The sequence below is a fragment of the Shimazuella alba genome (genome assembly GCF_009831235.1).
GTDB classification, from domain to species: domain Bacteria; phylum Bacillota; class Bacilli; order Thermoactinomycetales; family Thermoactinomycetaceae; genus Shimazuella; species Shimazuella alba.
On sequence record NZ_WUUL01000008.1, the window covers coordinates 170,899 to 190,558 of the forward strand.

General features: G+C 39.9%; 24 protein-coding genes and 1 other RNA gene. 17 read left to right on the forward strand and 8 right to left on the reverse strand.

All coding sequences use genetic code 11. The features are described from left to right. The first annotated feature begins 133 nt into the window (after positions 1-133). From GSM42_RS20660 to GSM42_RS20670, 3 genes are all read left to right on the forward strand, one after another. Positions 134-301: a winged helix-turn-helix domain-containing protein gene (locus tag GSM42_RS20660; protein ID WP_237446598.1), complete on the forward strand. Its 168-nt coding sequence runs from the start codon at positions 134-136 to the stop codon at positions 299-301. 142 nt (positions 302-443) lie between these two features. Beyond that, positions 444-599: an SRPBCC family protein gene (locus GSM42_RS20665; RefSeq protein WP_237446599.1), complete on the forward strand. Its 156-nt coding sequence runs from the start codon at positions 444-446 to the stop codon at positions 597-599. Then, positions 596-895: an SRPBCC domain-containing protein gene (locus GSM42_RS20670; protein WP_338055301.1), complete on the forward strand. Its 300-nt coding sequence runs from the start codon at positions 596-598 to the stop codon at positions 893-895. The genes GSM42_RS20665 and GSM42_RS20670 overlap by 4 nt, the downstream gene beginning before the upstream one ends. A 177-nt stretch (positions 896-1,072) precedes the next feature. Here the strand turns inward: GSM42_RS20670 and GSM42_RS13335 are convergent, their stop codons facing one another. Both GSM42_RS13335 and GSM42_RS13340 read right to left on the reverse strand, forming a co-directional pair. Further along, positions 1,073-1,456 carry a nuclear transport factor 2 family protein gene (locus GSM42_RS13335; protein WP_420820996.1) on the reverse strand — a complete coding sequence of 128 codons (384 nt, stop codon included), beginning with the start codon at positions 1,454-1,456 and terminating at the stop codon, positions 1,073-1,075. Positions 1,457-1,817: 361 nt separating this feature from the next. Next, positions 1,818-3,116 carry a helix-turn-helix domain-containing protein gene (locus tag GSM42_RS13340; RefSeq protein WP_160802025.1) on the reverse strand — a complete coding sequence of 433 codons (1,299 nt, stop codon included), beginning with the start codon at positions 3,114-3,116 and terminating at the stop codon, positions 1,818-1,820. A 230-nt stretch (positions 3,117-3,346) separates the two neighbouring features. Between GSM42_RS13340 and GSM42_RS13345 the strand changes: the two genes are divergently transcribed. From GSM42_RS13345 to GSM42_RS13370, 6 genes are all read left to right on the forward strand, one after another. Further along, positions 3,347-3,643 (forward strand): hypothetical protein, encoded by a 297-nt coding sequence (locus GSM42_RS13345; RefSeq protein ID WP_160802026.1) that lies wholly within the window; start codon positions 3,347-3,349, stop codon positions 3,641-3,643. A gap of 72 nt (positions 3,644-3,715) precedes the next feature. Next, entirely contained in the window at positions 3,716-4,039 is a 324-nt protein-coding gene (locus tag GSM42_RS13350; protein WP_160802027.1) for a hypothetical protein, read from the forward strand. Between the two features lie 152 nt (positions 4,040-4,191). Continuing rightward, positions 4,192-4,500, forward strand: coding sequence for a hypothetical protein (locus GSM42_RS13355; RefSeq protein WP_160802028.1), 309 nt, complete (start codon positions 4,192-4,194; stop codon positions 4,498-4,500). A gap of 123 nt (positions 4,501-4,623) precedes the next feature. Continuing rightward, the gene (locus GSM42_RS13360) at positions 4,624-5,094 is read left to right on the forward strand and encodes a hypothetical protein (protein ID WP_160802029.1); all 471 of its coding nucleotides are present in this window, start codon (positions 4,624-4,626) and stop codon (positions 5,092-5,094) included. A gap of 131 nt (positions 5,095-5,225) precedes the next feature. Continuing rightward, positions 5,226-5,960, forward strand: a complete 735-nt coding sequence (cwlD, locus tag GSM42_RS13365) for an N-acetylmuramoyl-L-alanine amidase CwlD (RefSeq protein WP_338055298.1) — start codon at positions 5,226-5,228, stop codon at positions 5,958-5,960. Between the two features lie 61 nt (positions 5,961-6,021). After that, complete coding sequence (locus GSM42_RS13370) at positions 6,022-7,089, forward strand: P-loop NTPase (RefSeq protein WP_160802030.1); 1,068 nt, start codon at positions 6,022-6,024, stop codon at positions 7,087-7,089. 69 nt (positions 7,090-7,158) lie between these two features. Here GSM42_RS13370 and gerD read toward each other — a convergent pair whose 3' ends face one another. Both gerD and GSM42_RS13380 read right to left on the reverse strand, forming a co-directional pair. Further along, positions 7,159-7,833, reverse strand: coding sequence for a spore germination lipoprotein GerD (gerD, locus tag GSM42_RS13375; RefSeq protein ID WP_160802031.1), 675 nt, complete (start codon positions 7,831-7,833; stop codon positions 7,159-7,161). A 204-nt stretch (positions 7,834-8,037) separates the two neighbouring features. After that, positions 8,038-8,631 carry a hypothetical protein gene (locus tag GSM42_RS13380; RefSeq protein ID WP_160802032.1) on the reverse strand — a complete coding sequence of 198 codons (594 nt, stop codon included), beginning with the start codon at positions 8,629-8,631 and terminating at the stop codon, positions 8,038-8,040. 186 nt (positions 8,632-8,817) lie between these two features. Here GSM42_RS13380 and GSM42_RS13385 point away from each other — a divergent pair, with 186 nt between their 5' ends. After that, positions 8,818-9,405, forward strand: coding sequence for a KinB-signaling pathway activation protein (locus GSM42_RS13385; protein WP_160802033.1), 588 nt, complete (start codon positions 8,818-8,820; stop codon positions 9,403-9,405). A 180-nt stretch (positions 9,406-9,585) separates the two neighbouring features. After that, complete coding sequence (locus GSM42_RS13390) at positions 9,586-9,726, forward strand: hypothetical protein (RefSeq protein ID WP_160802034.1); 141 nt, start codon at positions 9,586-9,588, stop codon at positions 9,724-9,726. 155 nt (positions 9,727-9,881) lie between these two features. On the opposite strand, the gene pdaB is transcribed toward GSM42_RS13390, so the two are convergent. Beyond that, on the reverse strand, positions 9,882-10,652 hold the full coding sequence (gene pdaB / locus GSM42_RS13395; RefSeq protein WP_160802035.1) for a polysaccharide deacetylase family sporulation protein PdaB: 771 nt from the start codon (positions 10,650-10,652) through the stop codon (positions 9,882-9,884). Positions 10,653-10,796: 144 nt separating this feature from the next. On the opposite strand from pdaB, the gene GSM42_RS20385 reads away from it, so the two are divergent. The 3 genes from GSM42_RS20385 to GSM42_RS13410 are packed head-to-tail and all read left to right on the forward strand — an operon-like array spanning position 10,797 to position 11,578. Beyond that, positions 10,797-10,946 carry a hypothetical protein gene (locus GSM42_RS20385; protein ID WP_202404912.1) on the forward strand — a complete coding sequence of 50 codons (150 nt, stop codon included), beginning with the start codon at positions 10,797-10,799 and terminating at the stop codon, positions 10,944-10,946. Positions 10,947-10,997: 51 nt separating this feature from the next. Continuing rightward, positions 10,998-11,348 (forward strand): hypothetical protein, encoded by a 351-nt coding sequence (locus GSM42_RS13405; RefSeq protein ID WP_160802036.1) that lies wholly within the window; start codon positions 10,998-11,000, stop codon positions 11,346-11,348. After that, the gene (locus GSM42_RS13410; protein ID WP_160802037.1) at positions 11,324-11,578 is read left to right on the forward strand and encodes a GNAT family N-acetyltransferase; all 255 of its coding nucleotides are present in this window, start codon (positions 11,324-11,326) and stop codon (positions 11,576-11,578) included. The genes GSM42_RS13405 and GSM42_RS13410 overlap by 25 nt, the downstream gene beginning before the upstream one ends. An 85-nt stretch (positions 11,579-11,663) precedes the next feature. On the opposite strand, the gene GSM42_RS13415 is transcribed toward GSM42_RS13410, so the two are convergent. Continuing rightward, complete coding sequence (locus GSM42_RS13415) at positions 11,664-12,143, reverse strand: glutathione peroxidase (RefSeq protein WP_160802038.1); 480 nt, start codon at positions 12,141-12,143, stop codon at positions 11,664-11,666. A gap of 822 nt (positions 12,144-12,965) precedes the next feature. On the opposite strand from GSM42_RS13415, the gene smpB reads away from it, so the two are divergent. Then, positions 12,966-13,430: an SsrA-binding protein SmpB gene (gene smpB / locus GSM42_RS13420; RefSeq protein WP_160802039.1), complete on the forward strand. Its 465-nt coding sequence runs from the start codon at positions 12,966-12,968 to the stop codon at positions 13,428-13,430. A 59-nt stretch (positions 13,431-13,489) separates the two neighbouring features. Then, positions 13,490-13,851: a transfer-messenger RNA gene (gene ssrA, locus GSM42_RS13425) on the forward strand. Between the two features lie 127 nt (positions 13,852-13,978). Here ssrA and GSM42_RS13430 read toward each other — a convergent pair. Next, positions 13,979-14,254: a hypothetical protein gene (locus GSM42_RS13430; RefSeq protein WP_160802040.1), complete on the reverse strand. Its 276-nt coding sequence runs from the start codon at positions 14,252-14,254 to the stop codon at positions 13,979-13,981. Between the two features lie 230 nt (positions 14,255-14,484). Here GSM42_RS13430 and GSM42_RS13435 point away from each other — a divergent pair, with 230 nt between their 5' ends. Next, positions 14,485-18,777, forward strand: coding sequence for an AAA domain-containing protein (locus GSM42_RS13435; protein WP_160802041.1), 4,293 nt, complete (start codon positions 14,485-14,487; stop codon positions 18,775-18,777). Positions 18,778-18,941: 164 nt separating this feature from the next. On the opposite strand, the gene GSM42_RS13440 is transcribed toward GSM42_RS13435, so the two are convergent. Beyond that, positions 18,942-19,355 carry a hypothetical protein gene (locus GSM42_RS13440; RefSeq protein WP_160802042.1) on the reverse strand — a complete coding sequence of 138 codons (414 nt, stop codon included), beginning with the start codon at positions 19,353-19,355 and terminating at the stop codon, positions 18,942-18,944. Positions 19,356-19,660: the final 305 nt, after the last annotated feature.

Genomic DNA, 19,660 nt, shown 5'->3' on the forward strand with positions numbered 1-19,660 from the left:
TTTTCTTTTGTTTTCCTGACAAATCCTTTCTTTTTCGCTGATATGTGACTTTTAAGCAACCTTTATGCTTTATAATACGTTACTTAATGGTAACATGTCAAGGGTTTAAGAAAATTTTTTAGGAGGATTTTTGATGGACGAGGATGTCTTTAAGGCACTGACTGATTCGAGTCGTCGTAAGCTGTTGGATTTGCTTTATTCCACAGATGGACAGATATTGCATAGAGTATGTGAGCCACTCGATATGTCTAGATTTGGTATGATGAAACATCTCAATATGTTAGAAGAGCAAAGCTTCTGACAACGAGGAAAGTGGGTCGTGAAAAGCTGCATTAAATGCGGTTCCTATCCGTCAGTTATATAATAGATGGGTAAGCAAATATACAGAAGCTTGTATTGATGGATTAACATCCTTTTAAACCGAATTGGAGAGTGAGGGAGATATGGAAAACAGACCAAGACATATTAACCGAATCGCGATAAAGGCAAAACCCGAACGTATTTGGGATGCTATCACAAATACGGAAATGACGTCGAAATTTTGGTTCAACTGTGAGGTGCGATCTACTTGGGAGATGGATTCGGCAATTGAACTATAAATAAAGAAGAGAAAAAAGCGGAAGGAATTATACTAGATATCCATGCTCCACATAAACTTATGCTAAGTTTCCGATTTCACGCTTTTCCGGGTACCGAAAATGACACTTCATCCTGCATTACATGGGAAATACATGAACATAAAGAGATACCTGGTATAAGTTTTGTAACAGTTACACACGATGAGTTTGAACAAGCAGAGACTACAGCGAAAGTTTTGGAAAATGGTTTACCTTTGGTTATTTCAGGATTGAAGACTTTGCTGGAAACAGGGAAACCGCTGGCTGGTAAGGAATAGTTTCAAATGGCTGACAAAAACAAGTTTCTTAGAATTCTAAGAAACTTGTTTTTTAATACATTGATTTTTGAAATATAGTACGAGTGAAAAGAGTACTTAGTTGTATCATCCAACTTTGAAGTGCTTCTTCAATTGTTAAAAGATGTGAGATCAAAGAAGCTTTCATAATTTATTTTCTTAACTGTAGTCTTCGATGACAATCAATTTATCATCTTTGATCTCAAAGATCGATTTCCCTTGAAGTTTCAGCTTTTCTCCAGCGTTCAATCCAATCGGCAAATCGATAGCGAGTGTTGCCTCATAGTCAATCTCGATTTCTACTTTATTTGGGAGTAGCGTAAACTGTTTGATAGTTTGACAGCGCTCTGAAAATACGTCTTTCGATTGCTCAGCTAATTCACGAAATTCATCAATCCCCTTTGTTTCCACTTCCACTTCACCATCGGATATATTGCGAAATTCTACATCAGGATGCAAAAGCGCTGCCATACCGTCGATATCAAAAGCATTGTATGCGTCCACATATTGTTGTACAAGTCTTTTCTCTTTGCTGTAGTCCACGAGCATTCTCCCATCATAAGTAGGTATACACAAAGCATGAAGGTATTACTGTTAAAGAATAGGAATTTATCCTACTATATATAAAATTGAATAGTTAGTCAATTTGGGAATTTACTCTTCATCTGGAGGAGCACCGTAATTTATTTTGGTATAACCCCCTAATTGAAAGGATAAATTTGATAGTATTCTTCTAAAATAGAATAGTTCTATCGATTTGAGGATCTAGTGGATACTATTTTTATTAAACAAGAAAACTATAAATCACCAGGTGAACCTAGAAAGCTCATTTTTTTACCTCCTGTTAAAACACAATGATTCATTTATCTAATCATCATCAGGTGGTCCTGTAAAATCCATTATTCTACCCCCTATTTTCACAATATATCTGGTGATACTCATCTAACAGATTATAATATTTTGTTCGGTCGGAATCACGATAACAGCTCGCCATTTTTAAAAGTAAACTTCGAATATTTTTTGGTTTGTGGAGTCTTTTATAGATATCAATAGATTCTTCATAAGCTTTTTTTGCTTCTTCTATTTTTCCGTTCTGCATGTAGTGATCTCCAACACATTGAAGCGATTCAGCCAATAATATCTTGTTTGCATATTTTCTTGATAGAGTAATAGCAGTAGTAAACATTTCATAAGCTTTTTTTGAAGCTTTAGCTTTTTGATACAATTTCCCCATTTGAATAAAAATCTTAGAAATATAAAACTTATTATTCACATGAGAACTCATATTTATAGCAGATTGAAAACAGATTTCTGCGTTTTTTATTTTATTTTGTTGTTGATAACAATCAGCTAAGGTGATCCAAAGATAACCCGAATGCTCATACATGCGATTTATTCTAGCTATATTAAGTCCCTCGGTAGCTAGTGTTACCGCTAGGTCAAATCTGGATAGCTTAGTTAAAAGCCTTGTCTTTATTTCATACATACTAAGTATTACTTGTCGACTGTCAATATTGTTTCTATTTGTCCATAAATCTTCGATTTCCAACAATGCTTCTTCATTTCGATTTAATTCTTCCAAATAGATAACTTTACTAATTAATAGATAGTAATAGATATGTTCTTTTTCTCCATCTTTATAGAAACTGTCAAGTCCTTTTGTTACCCACTCCATTGCCTTATCTGGACAGTTTTCATAAAAATTTATTCTTCCAAGGGCATGATAACTTGCTGGAATAAAATTATACTTTCGCAATTCTGGATCATCATTTTCCACGACTTGCAAATAAACTACTTTCGCTTTTTCCTTCTTTCCTTTTCTCTCCCAATACCTGCCTTTTAAATACAGTGCCCAGATACGATGATATTCGTTTTCTGGTTTTATGGTGCGCAGTTCTTCCCATGCTTCATCTGGGGAGACCATGTTTAGGTGGTTTTCAATAGAAAGAAGTTGCAAAGCTACATCTACTTGATCTTCTTCCTCTGCTTCTTGCTGATACTTTTCAATTGCTACGCCTAACTGTTCACATAAGAAGATGACTTTTTCTCTGCTGACAGAAACATTCCCCCTTTCCATTCTACTAATGGTTCCAGTAGATAAAAATCCTTCCGATGCAAGGTCTTCTTGCCGATATCCCTTTTTCTTTCTTGCTTCTCGTATCTCGAATGCTAGTTCAGCTGTGACATAGAGATGAGCTTTCATATCAACACCTCAAAAAAATTTTTTTCCAGTTTGTATGACAAACGCTTAATTTCAATGAAACGTATGCTATTTACAAAGAAGTTTCATTAAAATTCGGCCTTTTGACCCGAATTTTAATGAAATTTATAGGAGACTCTTTATACTTCAAATTAATTTCATTATTGGTAAAATTTATTATACTATGCGATGATGTGTTTGCAAAATATTTTCTTTTTATGGAGGTTATGTTATTGCTTCAATTACAAATTACAGGGCAGATTGCTGAGGTACAAGCATTTGTTCATTATCTGGAGGAACAACCATATTTTGTAGTAGAAGAGAAAGAGAAGGAGAAGGGCTATGATTATTTTTCGCTAACCTGTGACGTAAAGACAAGTTTATTAAAGCCATCCTTGCGCACTTTACACGAACTTCATATTGTTACTGCAGATCAGCAAAAAGTGGTACTAGCCTTATTAGATGCAAAAGTGGAGAAAGAAGGGGACAAAACCATCGTATCAGGGCTCAGTTATGATATTTTTGCTTGATGCAGGATGCTATTCTCCTTATAATTGTTCTGTTGTGAATTCTTCGTTTCTTCCCACTTGAAAGAGAGATAGATGAACAAGCAGGTAAGAAGTGCTGAAGACTATGCTATGCAGTACAAGGACACATGGCAGCGAATGAAAGATGATCTCATCGGTCATCAAGCAAATATCAATACACTCTCCGAGAAGGAACGTGCTCTGAGCGAGTCTAGAGGATCAAAGGCAGAGGTTGATCGGATCTTGCATGAGATCAAACTGGCACAAAAAGCCATGTATGGTGCAAGCTCTGTTTACTTTATAAAACTGCGCGAGATCATCGACGCTGTTACTCGAGATGGACAAGAAGAGCACTTTTGGACCTGTGTTACCAAGTTTCAGTTGGAGTATGTGTCGTAACATGCACCCCTCTATCCTAGGATAGAGGGGTGTGGTTGTTTTCATTCAATCTTTTAAAATTATTTTGATATATATAACAAAATAATAGAGATGAAGACTTTTATATCATATAAATTCATTGGATACCTATGATATAATCTAGGTTGACAATTATGGTAACTGGTAACCGAGAAAGACGCCCACCTATGATTTCAAAGAAGCTTAAAACTCCCTCTAATCTGGAGGAGCTGAAGGAAGAATTTTTTGAAGTCTTCCGAGCTTATCAAAAAGCTTGCGATCAGGTGGAAGTAGATATTGCAAAAATATCTGGCAGAGCAAGAATCAAAGAAATACAAAAACACAAGCGTTTTGGTTCCCTTACGTATCGAAGAGAAGTGAAAGCGTATGAAGATTTCCTAGAGAAGATAAATTCGCTCCCTAAAAAAACACAAGATGAATTCTGGAGTTTGATTGGAATATAATTTAACCAAACTCAAACACCCCTCTATCTGTAGGAAAGATAGAGGGGTGTCGTGATTTTTTAGTGTATATTTCCCCTTCTTCCTTGTCGACAATGGATGTAACAAGAGACAAGGAGCCGTTACATGGGGAGACTTATCCAGTTTGAAACGTTACGTGCAGCGTATGAAGAACAGTTGCGAGACCGAGCATTGATGTATTTTCCATGGGATGAGATGGAAGAGGTCAAGAAGAAACAAGTCTTTCCGCTTGTTCGTTATTGGTCTCGTGTTAAGCAAAATATTGTATTAGAAGCAGTATATCGATTGGTATATGATGCATATGTCTGGGGGATGCGTTCGGCAAAAACAGCACGTTCTCTTCGTATGCGTGAATTTCAAGATACTCCATGGGAACGAATTTATGCACGAAACTTCACTGATGAAGGATATGATCTCGTAAAATCTTGTCTGTCTCAGTTTGCAGTAGAACATTGGTTAGATGAGCGGTCATTGACAGATGTATATCTTTTAGGTGAAGGTCTCGTGATACACTGGTTCTGTCAAGGAGTAGAAGAAGAGTGTAAACGTTCAGGTAAATATATCAAAAGAGAATAAAGAACAAATTTCCCCCATTATCCATAAGACATCACCTCAAAAATTATTTTGTTTGAAGAAAAGCGGTGATAAGCCTGTCTGTTGTCACATATACATAGGCTACAATAGTGAGAATTTGGGCGGTGAGGATAGTGTGGGAGAAATTACATGAATCCATGCGTGAGCAGAAATTCCTATGGTTAATGATTGCATTTTTATTTGGATTTCTTACCATACCAATGTGGTTTCATTTGGATTGGCAGCAATCATGGAACACGTGGAGCATGCCTCTATCAAGTAAAGTGATCGTCATAGATGCAGGTCATGGTGGAATCGATGCTGGTGCAGTAAGCAGAAGTGGGTTGGAAGAGAAAGAAATAACGTTAAATATCGCTTCTTATCTTCGTGATTTTCTCCAGCAAAGTGGAGCATTTGTGGTTCTGACAAGAGAGTCAGATAAAGATTTGGCGGGTGTTGGAAACGGAAAGAGCCGTTGGAAAGCAAGAGATCTTTCTAAGCGACTACAAATGGTAAAAGATGAAAATGCCGATTTATTTATTAGCATTCATGGAAATGCCTTTCCTGGAGAATCCCATGGTGCACAGACTTTTTATAATCCTACCCGAGAAGCGAATAAAAAATTAGCCACTTTCATTCAGACAGAATTGGTTCATAACCTAGAAAACACTACTCGCATTGCCAAAGCGAAAAATGATGTTTTTCTGTTGAAGTATTCACCAATTCCAACTGCATTGGTAGAAGTTGGTTTCCTTTCGAATGATGAAGAAGCACAGCTTTTAAGCGATCCTAAATACCAGCGGAAAATTGCTGCCTCGATCTACTATGGCATTTTAGCATACCACTCCGATATAATGAAAAACGAATAATATACACATGCCCATTTTTTCTATTTAGTTTGGGTGGAGTTAAAACGAGGTGTCCACTTCCATGATAACGGCAGAGCAAGTGCTAGAGGCTTTACGAGGAGTAAAAGATCCTGAACTCGATCGAAGCCTTGTTGAATTAAATATGATTCGCAATATCCAGATCGATGGAACTACCGTTTCCCTTGATGTGATTTTAACAATCCAAGGATGTCCCTTAAAGGTGAAAATCGGTGAAGATGTGGAAGATGCAATTAAAGCATTGGGAGCAGAAAAGGTTCATGTGACATTTGGTTCGATGACCGATGAGGAGCGGGCTACCCTTTCTCAAAAATTACGCAACCCTGGGCAACAAACTGGTAATTCCGATTTATTATCTCCTTCTTCCAAAACGACATTTATTGCAGTTGCTAGTGGAAAAGGCGGAGTAGGAAAGTCTACTGTGACGGTTAATCTCGCTGTTTCTCTAGCGCGTCTTGGAAAAAAAGTAGGAATCATTGACGCGGATATCTATGGATTTAGTGTGCCAGATATGATGGGGATTGAACAACGACCTGTAGTGATTGACGAAACGATTCTCCCAGTTGAACGTTTTGGGGTAAAAGTCATGTCGATGGGTTTCTTTGTAGATGATAACGCTCCTGTAGTTTGGCGTGGTCCTATTCTAGGGAAAATGTTACGTAATTTTTTTCATGAGGTTCACTGGGGTGAATTAGATTATTTATTGCTTGATTTACCACCTGGAACTGGCGATGTTGCTTTAGACGTTCACCAAATCATTCCACAGAGCAAAGAAATTATCGTCACCACTCCACATGCTACGGCAGCATTTGTTGCAGCTCGTGCAGGGGCGATGGCCATACATACAACGAAACACGAGCTTTTAGGTGTGGTCGAAAATATGTCTTGGTATGAAACCCGAGATGGAGAACATGATTATGTCTTCGGCCGTGGTGGTGGACAAAAATTAGCTGAGGAACTCCAAGTGGAGTTACTTGCTCAAATCCCATTGCGGGCGCCAGATAATGGTGATCCAAATGATCCACTTTTTTCTCCATCCATCTATGATGCAGAGCATCCAACTGGAAAACTGTATCAACAACTAGCGGAAAATGTAGTAGCAAAATCATAAGAGAGAAAGAGCCGAGAAACCTGAACTTCGCCTCCTTGCGAAGATCAAAAATCTTGGCTCTTTCCTTTTCTAATGGATAGGGAGGAAGGCACTTTGTCCTCCGCCTCCACCGCCTCCGCCTTCTCCGCCACCTTCTCCGCTTTCTTCTTCCCCACTTTCTTGATTTTCTCCGCCATCTTTTTTCTGCCCGCCACTTTGTTGTTGCTCTTTGGAAAGTTTCATGAGTTTATCTTTTATAGTGGGAATCTGTAAAGATTCCGCGATGACTTTCATGACTTCTTTGCGGTATTCACTGCTTTTGGTCAATTCCAGCAGTTGCTTTTCAAATTGCGGATCTTTTAGAATATCCATCATCGATTGCTGATACTCAGGATCTTTCATCAATGCTTTCATCATTTTTTGCTGTTGTTTCTCCGTTGCTTTCGAAAAACTTTCTGCTACTTCTGGTTTTGCTAATATTTTTTCCAAACTTTGTTGCATCTTTGGATCAGCAAATGATTTTTGCATTGTTTCCTTAATTTTTTGCTCATCCATCATGAGCTGTTCTTTCACTTCTGGTGTACTCAAGACATCCTGAAAAACTTTTTCTCCTTCTTTAGAATGAAGGATATCAAGCATCATTTGTTTCATTTGAGGATATTCGATTTGTTGGCCTGATTGTTGGGATTTCTCTTGTCCACAGGCAGGAAGTATAAGTGCAAGGGCGAGTAATACGAGCCAGCTTTTATGTTTTCGATACATCATAATTCCTCCGACGACACTGTTTACTGCTTAATATGAGAAGGAATGGCTTGTCTTATGCGGAGATCGCAGTTGTTTTTTATTGGAAGAGAATCAGGAAAGACCAGAGGAATAAATCCTTTGGTCTTTGTTTTATGGGATCGTTCATTATATGTTCGGGGCGGCGGTGACAGGGATGTTGTGTCCTGTCACCGCCACCAGTGAAATCTAGCCTCGGTAGTGGGTGGAGTGGGGGTGGACGGGCATGTAGTACTTGGGTTCCTGACCGGACGAGGTCATCTGGAAGCGGGCGGGATCCTGACTGATGTTCTGCGGATACGGGTGCTCACCCTGCGAGTAGGAGCGGTTGTATCCCTGCGGATGCGGGTACTGATCGGTCTGCGCCTGCTGCATGCGGTTGTACTGTTCGCGCTGTCGTGCGGCGGCGATCTGAGACTCCCTCTTCTGCTTATAGAACGGTCCCTCGAAGAGCCAGTCGAGTTCCATGTAGCCCTTCCAGATCAGCTTGCGAGCGTTCTTCTCGTACTCGGGGAGGTACTTGACTCCCTCCATCATGAAGAGGATGATGTTGATGACCCTCGTTTGGATGGACTTCTTGGGTGCCTTCGACGCAGCATGCGCCAGTAGGAGATTGGCCTGAAGAACAGCCTTCTCGTACGGCATGTCCTGCGGAGGCTCGGCGTACTGTCCATCCTCAAAGCCGTGACGGTAGACGCGCTTCTTTACGATGGAGAAGGCGATGGAGGAGAAGAGCAAGATCGCTCCTACAACTCCGATGATCAGAAGCAAGTTGATGTCCACTGCGTTCCGTTCCCCTCTTACGAGGTAGATTCCGGTGATGATTTACTATTATTCTACCAAGAAAGAATTCCCAATGGAATTAGGATTCTGACTAATGGAGTAGAAAATTTATTCTCTTTGTCGATATGTGAAAGTTGGCGTCTAGATGTGCTACAATCAGAAGCGAAGCAAGGGAGTGCGATACATATGACATTAAAAAAATTATTTTTTTGGATCGTGTCTACGTTGTTAGTAGGCGCGATACTATCGATTGTTTTAGGTTATTTGATCGGTGCGATAACAGGAACGAATTTTGGTGCGTTTACACAGATTTTGCTCACAGGGCTGACATTTGCGGCTGTGGCAGAGCTTGGATTCTTCTCTTACCTTGTATTTAATTGGCTTGGAAAAGGATTTTTCCGAAGTCAAAAGTTATTTGTTGGGGTACAAATTGTTCTTATTCTTATTTTGTTGATCAACCTCATTTATTTGAACACCAGTAAGTTTGCTGGAGCATCTCTGTTTGCTCATTTAGCTATCCCTCTTTTGATTGTGGTAGTTTCTATGGGAGTTGCTTGGTGGAAATCCGCCAAAGGAGTACGACAAGCCTTTGTACCAACTTTATTTTTTATGATCGCTGGGACGACATTGGAAGCTATTCCTTCGATTAACTCCAAAGCTGGAGAAGTGCCTATCCCATTTGTGATATTTACTGTTTTGATATTGCTGGTGTGCAATGGTTATCAGATTCTCCAACTATCCTGGTTGGTCACTCGTTCACCAAAAGAAAAATAATCTTTTAAAAAGAGGTTCTCTAGCGGATTCCTCTTTTTTTGTTTATCGTAAATTTGTTAAATCTGATGCAGCAATTGATCACGGTAGAACCATGTTGGAGGTTTAAGAAGTTTATAAATTTTTCTTAGCTATGTGCTATAATTTGATAGAAGTTCCCTTCTCGATACTGTGGGAGTGAAAATGGCTGACAAGCAGACCGATAAGGTCGACGTGACGGTTCCGGGAACCACTTTTACCGGTACTGTCGAGGTTCCTTCAAATGTAACGGAGAAGGATCTTGCTGACAATGGTATGACGGAGGCTCACCGAGAGAAGAAGTAAGACATACCATTGTCAGAAGGTGGTTCGAATCTATATTGGGTTCGAACCACCACCTAAGTATAAAGTAGGAAAGAAAAATATAGATTAAAAAAGATGCAGGGGAATAAACCTGCATCTTTTTTAATTTGCGTTTCAAAACAAAGGAGTGACTAGAGTTACTCAACTGGCTTTTGCTTCACATCTGAACCAGCAAGCAACTCAGACACAGTTACAAATTCATACCCTTTAGCCCGCAATTGATCGATAATCTGCGGCAGTGCTTCTTTGGTTTGGCGACAAGAATCGCTTGCGTGTAACAAAATAATATCTCCAGGATGTGCTTTGGTCACTACACGATTGACGATATTGTCAACTCCTGGATTCATCCAATCACGCGAATCCGTATCCCATTGAATCGATTTATATCCCATTTGATCAGCGATCTTAAGTACCCGTTTGTCAAAATCACCATTGGGATAGCGAATCAGATTAATCTGTTTTAAACCAGTTACTTTCTTTAAGATGCTGTCAGAAGTAGTAAGTTGCTTGCGAATATCCGCATCAGATAAAGTGCTGTAGTTTTCGTGCTTATGTCCATGGCTGCCAATCTCGTATTTCGCATCCACGATGCGCTTTACAATATCTGGATGACCTTCTGACCAAGGAGAGGAGAGGAAGAAGGTAGCTTTTTTCAGTCCTTTCTGCTCCAATACGTCTAGAATTGGAACTGTCCTTTCTTCGCCCCAACTTATATCGAAAGTGAGTGCCACAACCTTTTTATCGGTTTTTACACTATAAATCGCAGAAGGCCCACCATCGTCTAACGGGAGAAATACATCTACGTTTTGTCGTTCCGCATAGACGATCCCAGCTGCAAAAATCATCCCCAATGCTAGCAGGCTGACTTTTTTTAGTTGTTTTGCTGATAGTATCCAAAAAAAGTTCATCTTTGATTTGACCTCCATCCGTTTATCCTACTTTCATCGTATGGGAGGTGGGGACAACTTATGTCTGTTTTGTTGATATAGTAGAATAATAAATATGAACATAGTAGTATTTGACTGCGCTTAAGGAACAGCATGGGAGATCATATGGAGAACAACATATCAGCAAAACAAACGTTTTTAGATGGTTGCAAATCAGGAATACCTATTGCTATTGGGTATGTTTCTATCGCCGTTGCATTTGGACTTTTAGCAAAATCAGTAGGTGTCCCCGATCAGTTCACTTCTGATGATTAACCTTCAACATCCAAAGCGATTTTTCATAAAATGAAAAAAGGAAGTTATATAATGATTGAAATTAAAAGAGCTAGTGAGTTGGGAGAAAGCGCAAGGAAACAGATGAGTGAGATTTTTGTAGAAGGATTTGGAGATCTCCATACTTTTTTTTCAAAGGATAAAAGAAAGCTAGCCATTGCTTTCGAGCATATGTTTGTGTTAGATGTTTTTTACGTAGCGTTAGTCGATGGAGAAGTCGCTGGAATAACAGCTTGTACAGATGGAAAAATTATGCCTATTGATCATAGTAAAAAAGTGTTGAGGAATCATTTGGGGTTTTGGAAAGGAACATTTGCTTACTCAGTATTTAAACGAGAATTCCAAAAGCCCCCATTGATGTGGGTGAAAAAAAGGCATGGGTAGAATTCGTTGCAACTTCTGTTAAATACAGAGGTAAAGGTGTAGCAACAGCCATCATGAACCATATCTTTGCGTTATCACAATATAATGAATACATTTTGGTAGTGGCTGATAACAACACAAATGCACTGAAAATGTATGAAAAGTTAGGTTACAAAGAGTTCAAACGAATCAAACACAAATACAGTAAGTACAGCGGGATCGATCATATGATATATATGAAATATAAATAAATTTTGTTGCGAGACTGACAAGCAAAAACTAATGTAACTTTGATTAAATATTAAACCAAAACACCTCCAATGGAGGTGTTTTGGTTTATTGTTGCAAGAGCTCTTCGATTTTCTCCGCTAGTTTCTCAGGTTCAGTGTTTGGAGCATATCGTTTGACTACTTTTCCATCACGATCGACGAGAAATTTGGTAAAGTTCCACTTGATTGCTCCACCAAGAATGCCGGATGCTTCTTTGGTTAGATGTTTGTATAAAGGGTGAGCATTGGAACCATTTACATCAATTTTAGCGAAGATAGGAAAAGACGCGCCGAAGTTTACTTGGCAAAACTCTTGAATCTCTTCGTTTGTTCCTGGCTCTTGTCCAAGAAACTGGTTACAAGGGAAGCCAAGAATCTCTAGCCCTTGATCTTTGTATTTGTCGTATAGAGCTTGTAATCCTTTATATTGGGGAGTAAATCCGCATTTGCTGGCGACATTGACAATCAACAGTACTTTTCCCCGGTAATCAGCAAGTGATTTTTCCTCGCTACTTGCAGTGGTTACTTGGATATCATATATGTTCATGTTCTTGTAATCTCCTTTGATTCGTTCATTACATATAGTTTAACAGAGCAAGTAAAAGAAGCAAATTTGTATAGGAAATTAAACTTTTTTTAATATGATAACGTATTTGTCAATCTAAATAATTCTACTGGTACTCTTGTCAGTAATAAAATCGGTAATATAATAAGAGTAAGTGATGACAGAAAGCTACGTCAGGAAGAAAGGATTCATTGATGGAACAGACGACTCAGCGTACAGTGAAGTCTGAGAAGCAGCTGCTTGCAGAGGCAGTATGGGCTAAGCTCCCTTCGAAGCGAACTGAGGAGGAGTGGCGGCTTCTCGAAGAAGTAGCGAAGGCTAAGCGTCCTTCAGAGCGCACCGACGAGGAGGATCGACTTCTCGATGATGTCGATGGTCCTTGGCATGACTAGCCTTCCCACTACTTGGTCTATGATCTAGACTGAGTACAACTGGCTCGGTGTCTTTTGAAAGACACCGAGCCAGTCGCAAATAAAATACTTTACAAAATAACAAAATAGTATTAACATTAAGAAATCTTTTCCAAAAGAAGGAATATTACCCCCTTTGCTGTAGCGTATTGGTTTTTTTCACTCGTAAGGGTGGACTACTGACACTAGTCAAACAGCAAGGATATCATCCTCCTTGATGGAGGACATTGTGACTCCCACCGTGCATATGTGATACCTTCGGGTATCCCCATTTTTGAATGGGACGGTGGAAGTCATCTAATTTAAATTTATAACCCTCATTCTTCGAAGTAGGGCTTCTTACTTTTGGTTCTGTGGTGGACATGCTATAATATTGCTTCAGGAGTGATGCAAAATGGGAACCAAAGGAAGCAAAGTAGTCGCTCGTAACAAAAAAGCAACCCATGATTATCATATTGAAGAAACATTTGAAGCTGGGATTGTATTGACAGGGACAGAGATCAAGTCGATCCGGCAAGGCAGAGTAAATCTCCAAGATGCTTATGCGAGAGTAAATAATGGGGAAGTTTTTGTTGTTGGAATGCATATCAGTCCGTTTGAACAAGGAAATCGTTACAATGTAGATCCGACTCGTACCCGAAAATTATTGATGCATAAAAAAGAGATTAATAAACTAATCGGACAGACGAAAATCAAAGGTTTGACCTTGATTCCACTTGATCTTCATCTACGGGATGGTTTTGCCAAGCTTCAATTGGCATTAGGTAAGGGGAAAAAACAGTACGATAAACGAGCGTCTGCTGCAAAACGAGATGCAGATCGCATGATCGAACGAAAACTAAAGGAACAAAACCGCTAAACCTATACAAATAGGTAATGATGTGTTATAATCATAAGTCGTTATTGCTCTTTTGATATGGGGGCGTTTTTGGGATTCGACGGGGATGATTGTCCTACGAGGAGCGAGCCGAGGGGCTGCGTATCTCGTTAAATACGCGGACGCCAATAATAACTGGCAAAAACAATAATGTTGCTCTAGCTGCCTAATAGTGTAGCTAGGATCCACTTCTTCATCGCCTATGTGAAGCTGCTGGGTCTCAAACTTTAGTAGGCTAGCCGCTCGATAGGCCACGATCGAGTTGGCGAACTTTAGTGGCTGGTCTAATGAGCAGCCTGTCGCTGGGCGACTTGTTAGACGAGATATAAATCAGCGACTGCGCTCGGAGTGCCTCGTGGGGTGGTGTCTTCGGACAGCGGTTCGACTCCGCTCGCCTCCACCAAAAACAAAAAAACCGTAACCTTACTGGTTACGGTTTTTTATTATCTATCATCAAAGTATCGGATTTACGTGCACCTAGTCATCGGAGGTGTCTAGGTGGTTGGGATGCGATGCATCTCAAAGGTTGGTCAGGACACGCTCTGCTTCCTCCAGAAGTCGACAGTCATCAGTTCGAGAACATCTGTTGAACTTCGAAGTACGCCCTGACAGATCTGGTGGATCTGGGGCAGGGTCAACTTGTTGTTGACCGACTTCGCACAGTTGATGATTTCGTTCCGGTGGTGGTCGAAGTACGCCTTCTTCTGCGGGTCGATCGGGTTCCTCTGCGCATGCTTGCTGCGGTTCAGGGCTTCCCTCTGCCCAGCGGAGAACGGGTCGACCTTCTTCTGCTTGTTGCGAGCCACGGGTGTCCCTTCATGACATATAAGAAAACTAATATCATTATATCTGTCTTCCGATAGTTGTTACAACAAAGTTAATACTCGTTTTTCAGCAATAAATAAGGTTATCTTTGCCATTTGTTTGCCGATCTGATGGAGAAACTCCATTTTTTCTCTTTATTTTTTCTGATATGATAGATTTACCAAGATACATAGATTAAGTTGATTATAAGAAAAGTAGGTGATGATCACAGATGGACCCAATACGTGAAAGAGTGATTCGGCTATTCCAATATCTGAAAGAGACGAAAAATCTGCAAGAAAAAATAGTTCAAACTGTCGATGAATACGAAACAGTCTGGTGGCAATCTGATCTGATTGGCATGAGTGGAGTAGATATTTACGATATCTATAGCAATGATGAAGTATGGATGAGTGTAGAAAGACCGCAGTTAAGCGAGGCTCCTACACCTCCAAGTAAGTTGGTTGGGTGGATAACAGACTGGAAACAACCAGATAAAAAGCCAAAACCATTAGCGAGCAAAGGAAAGAAAGAGTTTCAAAAAGATACCGAGCGAGTGGAATTATTCGAGAACTGGCTCAATGACTATTGGAAACCTTGGTCTGAGGAAGTTTCATCCAAATATCGTGTAAAAAAAGTATATGACGAGCTGTTTTCCCTTTATAATCGTTTGCAGGCAGAGGGAGATAGTGTAGAAATTGTGTGGGGTCATGGATTGTTAAGTTGGGAAGTGGATGGTGTTCGTATTTCCCGTCACTTAATCGTGACACCAATGGAACTGCATTTTTACCCAGAAAAAGGTGAATTTCGTCTAACTTCCACATCGAAAGGAAGTTATATGGAGACGGATATGCTCACTTCCGTTGCTTTTGGACATACCAATCAGATTCATGACTTGGTTCAAGAGCAAGGTGGATTGTATTCACCGCGTCAGGAAGAAGAGTTGTCCCCTGTGCTGCAACGTGTTGTCCATGTGATTAGCCCAGACGGACATTATTCTCCACAGATGGATCAAGTGACGAAAACAAGCGGCCGTCCATTTGTTTCCTATAGTCCTGCTGTTTTTATACGTCGCAAAGGTGTTTTTGCTTGGAATCAAGAACTGAACGAGGTGATTGATCGTTTAAACGAAGGTTATCCGATTTCTCGTGTATTATCACAATTGGTTTGGTTGGAAGATGAAGATGTTTTTTCATTTGAAAGAGACAATCAAGATGACATTTTGGGAGACCATTTGCTTTTTCCACTACCTGCGAATCAACAACAAAAAGAAATAGTGGAAAAGCTCAATCAACAAAATGGAGTAGTAGTGCAAGGACCACCAGGTACTGGGAAGAGCCATACGATTGCAAATTTGATTTGTCATTTACTAGCACAAGGAAAACGGGTACTTGTTACAAGTGAAAAAGAACGAGTATTGGATGTATTGCGTGGTAAAATCCCACATGAAATTCGTTCTTTGTGTGTCAGTTTTCTCGGTGGAGATGCGAAATCGGTCAAAGAGCTTGAAAACTCGATCCGTTCTATATCCGAACAGCTTTCTACAAAACAGCTTTCAGAGTTGGAACAGAGTATTGCCGAATATGACCAAGAGTTACGAAACGTTAGAAATAATATCAATAGCATAGAAGAACAAATGGGTAAAATAGCCATGATGGATAATGCATCCAAAGAGATCGATGGAGAAAAGTGGACCCCGCTCTCTGCTGCAAAATGGCTACATCAAAACAAAGAACACAATTGGTTGCCTGATTCCATCCACTATGATATATCACAACCATTGAGTGCACAAGAAGTACAAGACCTAGTAGAAAGTTTGACTCATTTTCAACTAGAAGATCGAATTGCCCTCACCAATGTGAGACCAGATTTATCCCAATTACCTAATCCACAAACTTTTTCAGCTTTGATGCAAGAGCTGCAAATCGTAGAACAGAATGTAGAACAAAATCGAGTCTTTTACCAAGAGTGGAATTTATCAGGCTCTATATCTCATCTACTGCCACCTGCAACACGTGTAGTGGAAGAAGCAATATTAGAGTTGCAAGAAATTTATCGTGATTCGTGGCAATTGGCCTTGCTTCAACAAAATGGAGAGGACCATGATTGGCCAGAGCTCATCGAAGAGTTTCGTGAGAGATTGAGCTGGATTGGTGCATATGATAAAGCTTTATTGGAATTTGAAGTAGTTTTACCTACTTCTAAATCCACTGCTACTATCAGACAAGATGTTGCTTATGTGCTGGACCGAATGAAGCAGATGAAAAGAACAGGAAGAGTTTTTCGTCAAATCACAGGTAGACAGTACTCTTACTTATTTAAAGATTGCATGATTAATGGAAAACTGGCAAAGGAACGGGAAGATTTTGAGATTATTCAAGATTTCATTGAACGAAATGACCTGAGAAATCGTGTTGTTTTAAAATGGAATCGATTGATGGAAGATATAAATGGTCCAATGGTTGAAGCGAACACACCAAGACTGGTTCACTTATTGACAGAATGCTTGGAGCAGATTGAGTATTTACAAGCATGGCCTGCACGTGTGGCACAACAACTAGATCCGATAGTAGAAAAACTAGGAGTTCCGCAAGTAGATTATGTCCAAATCGAATGGTATGAAGACTTTCTAAATGCATTACAGGCACTACAAGATTATATTCAGTGGGAAAAATTAAACCAAAAATATAAGCAGCTCCATCATACTTTGTCAGTGGGTAGAGATTCCGAATATGCCCATCCGAGTTGGAATGAACTACTGACTGCTTTACAAGAAGCAGATATTGATCGTTGGAGTCAAATATATACGAATCTGGAACGACTGGAAGGTTTACAGACAGTCTATAGTCGTTTTCAAGAAAAGTACGAACAACTTCGTTCCTTTGCACCAAAACTAGTTGCGAAAATGGAACAAGAAGAAAAATATCCATTCGACCATTTTGCAGAAGCTTGGAAATGGAGTCGTTTAAAAAATTGGTTGAGCCAATTTACACCAACCGATAATCTAGATAGTTTAGAAAAAGAACTAAAAAAACATCAAGACCGTGAAGCATTTATAATCCGCAAGTTGGTAGCGGATGCGACATGGAAAGAACGTTTGGAAAAAACAACAGAGAAAGAAAAGCGGAGTTTAATTTCTTGGTTGCAATTAATTAAACGAATTGGTACCAGCACTGATAAACAGCTGGATATGTATCGGAAAGAAGCCAATGAAGAACTCAACGTTTGCCGTAGTGCAATACCTGTATGGATTATGCCAATTCAACGAGTGATTGAAAATATCAAGTTAGATGACGATCGTTTCGATGTGGTTATTGTAGACGAAAGTAGCCAGAGCAATTTATATGCACTTAGCGCTCTTTTACGCGGGAAAAAGGCTGTTATCGTTGGTGATGATGGGCAGATTATGCCTGATGTAGTGGAATTTGATAATAAATTAAACATGGAGTTAATCCAGCGATATCTCTATGATATTCCGCAATCTGGCCATCTAGATATTTCAACAAGCTTATATGATACAGCAAACCGTATTATTCACAACAAGGTAATTTTGAAGGAACATTTCCGCAGTGTCCCAGAGATCATCCAATTCAGCAATCAGTTAAGCTACGATAATGAAATGATTCCACTTCGATTACCCAATTTACAAGATAATTTCACACCATCTATTGTTGCTGTACCTGTGCAAGTAGAAAATCCAAAGGAACACGCAAAAGGTTTGAATGAACCTGAAGCAATAGCGGTTGTAGAACAAATTTTGAAGTGTACCAAAGATGAACGGTATGCGAACAAAACATTTGGTGTGATCTCTTTATCTGGACAAGAACAAGCAAAATTAGTGGAAGATAAGCTTCGATTGGAATTGGGAGAGTTGGAGATGATGCGCCGTCACATCATCTGTGGTGACCCTTATCGCTTTCAAGGGGATGAGCGAGATATTATCTTCTTGTCCCTTGGAGTACTGCCAGGTTCACGGCCGAAAGCCTTAGCGTCAGATGCGGATCGCCGACAGTTTACTGTTGCAACAAGTCGTGCGCGTGATCGATTATTTTTATTTCACTCCGTTGATCTAAATGAATTATCACCAGACGATGTTCGTTTTTTCTTGTTGAAGTATTGTCAAAATGTCTCGGCAGGAAATAATATGGATGCATTGGAAGAAGCGGCGTTATTTGCTTCGCAGTTAGAACAAGATGTCTATCAATATATTGTGGATAAAGGATATACCGCAAGTGTAAAAGTTCAAATTGGTATCGGCAAGAGTTTAGATATCGTGATTGAGGGAGAAAGAACGAGACTGGCGATTGAGTGCGATGGAGATAAAGTACTTACCATGGACCAGTGGAAATTGGAGTTTGAACGTCAAAGTTTATTGGAACGAGTAGGCTGGCATTTCCATCGTATACAAGGCAGTTACTTCTACCAAGATCCTGAGAATGCAATGCAGTCCGTTTGGGAGAAATGCAAAGAGTTGCATATATTTCCGAAGCAATCATCGGATAGCAGAGAGTATGAGAAAGTATAGGATATGATGAAGATGTAATCCCTTTATGGGTTACATCTTTTTTTGTAAATGAGAAGAAACAAAGAAACAAATGAGGCGTAAAATGCGTGACGACTGGTTCACAGGTAGCTATAAGCTATCTGCAAATCAGTCGTCATTCCCCTTTTGACAAGGGATTTGCACAATCACTCACGCTGTTCCACTGGGACAAGCACCCCATCGGTGGAGCGCTTCATGGGGAGGTAGCCGAACGGCTCTCCGCAGAGCACTCCGCGAGTGAGCTCGATACGATCGAGTTCGACAGCGGTCATGGACGCGGGTGTCTGAGGTTTGAAGATCCTCAGAGTAGTGTCTTTCAGTGTGGCGTACCAGTCGAAATCGGGACTGCTGTGCAGGATCTCCTTCATCGTTCCAGAGTTGTCGAATACGGGACCGAGGTTTTCGTTATTCAACCCAGTGAAGTGATGGGTCTTCCCCCAGTCCGTACTCGAGAGGATCAAGATGATCGGGATATCCTGATTCACGAGCTTGATGATCACCTTGTTCAGGTCAACGTAAAGCGCCTCGATCACTGGATTGTCCTTTCCAAAGGTGTTCATGTTTCCTTATTTACTAGAGAAGTGAGTGTGCTGTTCTTTTATTATACAAAAATTCCAGTTTACAAATCATTATATGTTAGCGAAATGAATGGAAGATTGCGTAAGGGATGAAAGTATAAAAAACGTATGATAAAAAATGAAAAAAGTGTTGACTTAAGATATTGTCCATGTTATATTATTTCTTGTCGCCGCGACAGTAGCGGAAGACACAACAAAAAAGAAGCCTTTACAAGATAAGAGATTTCTACCCCTCTTTGAGGCTAAGAAACTTTATATTGTTCCTTGAAAACTGAAGAGTGAAACTT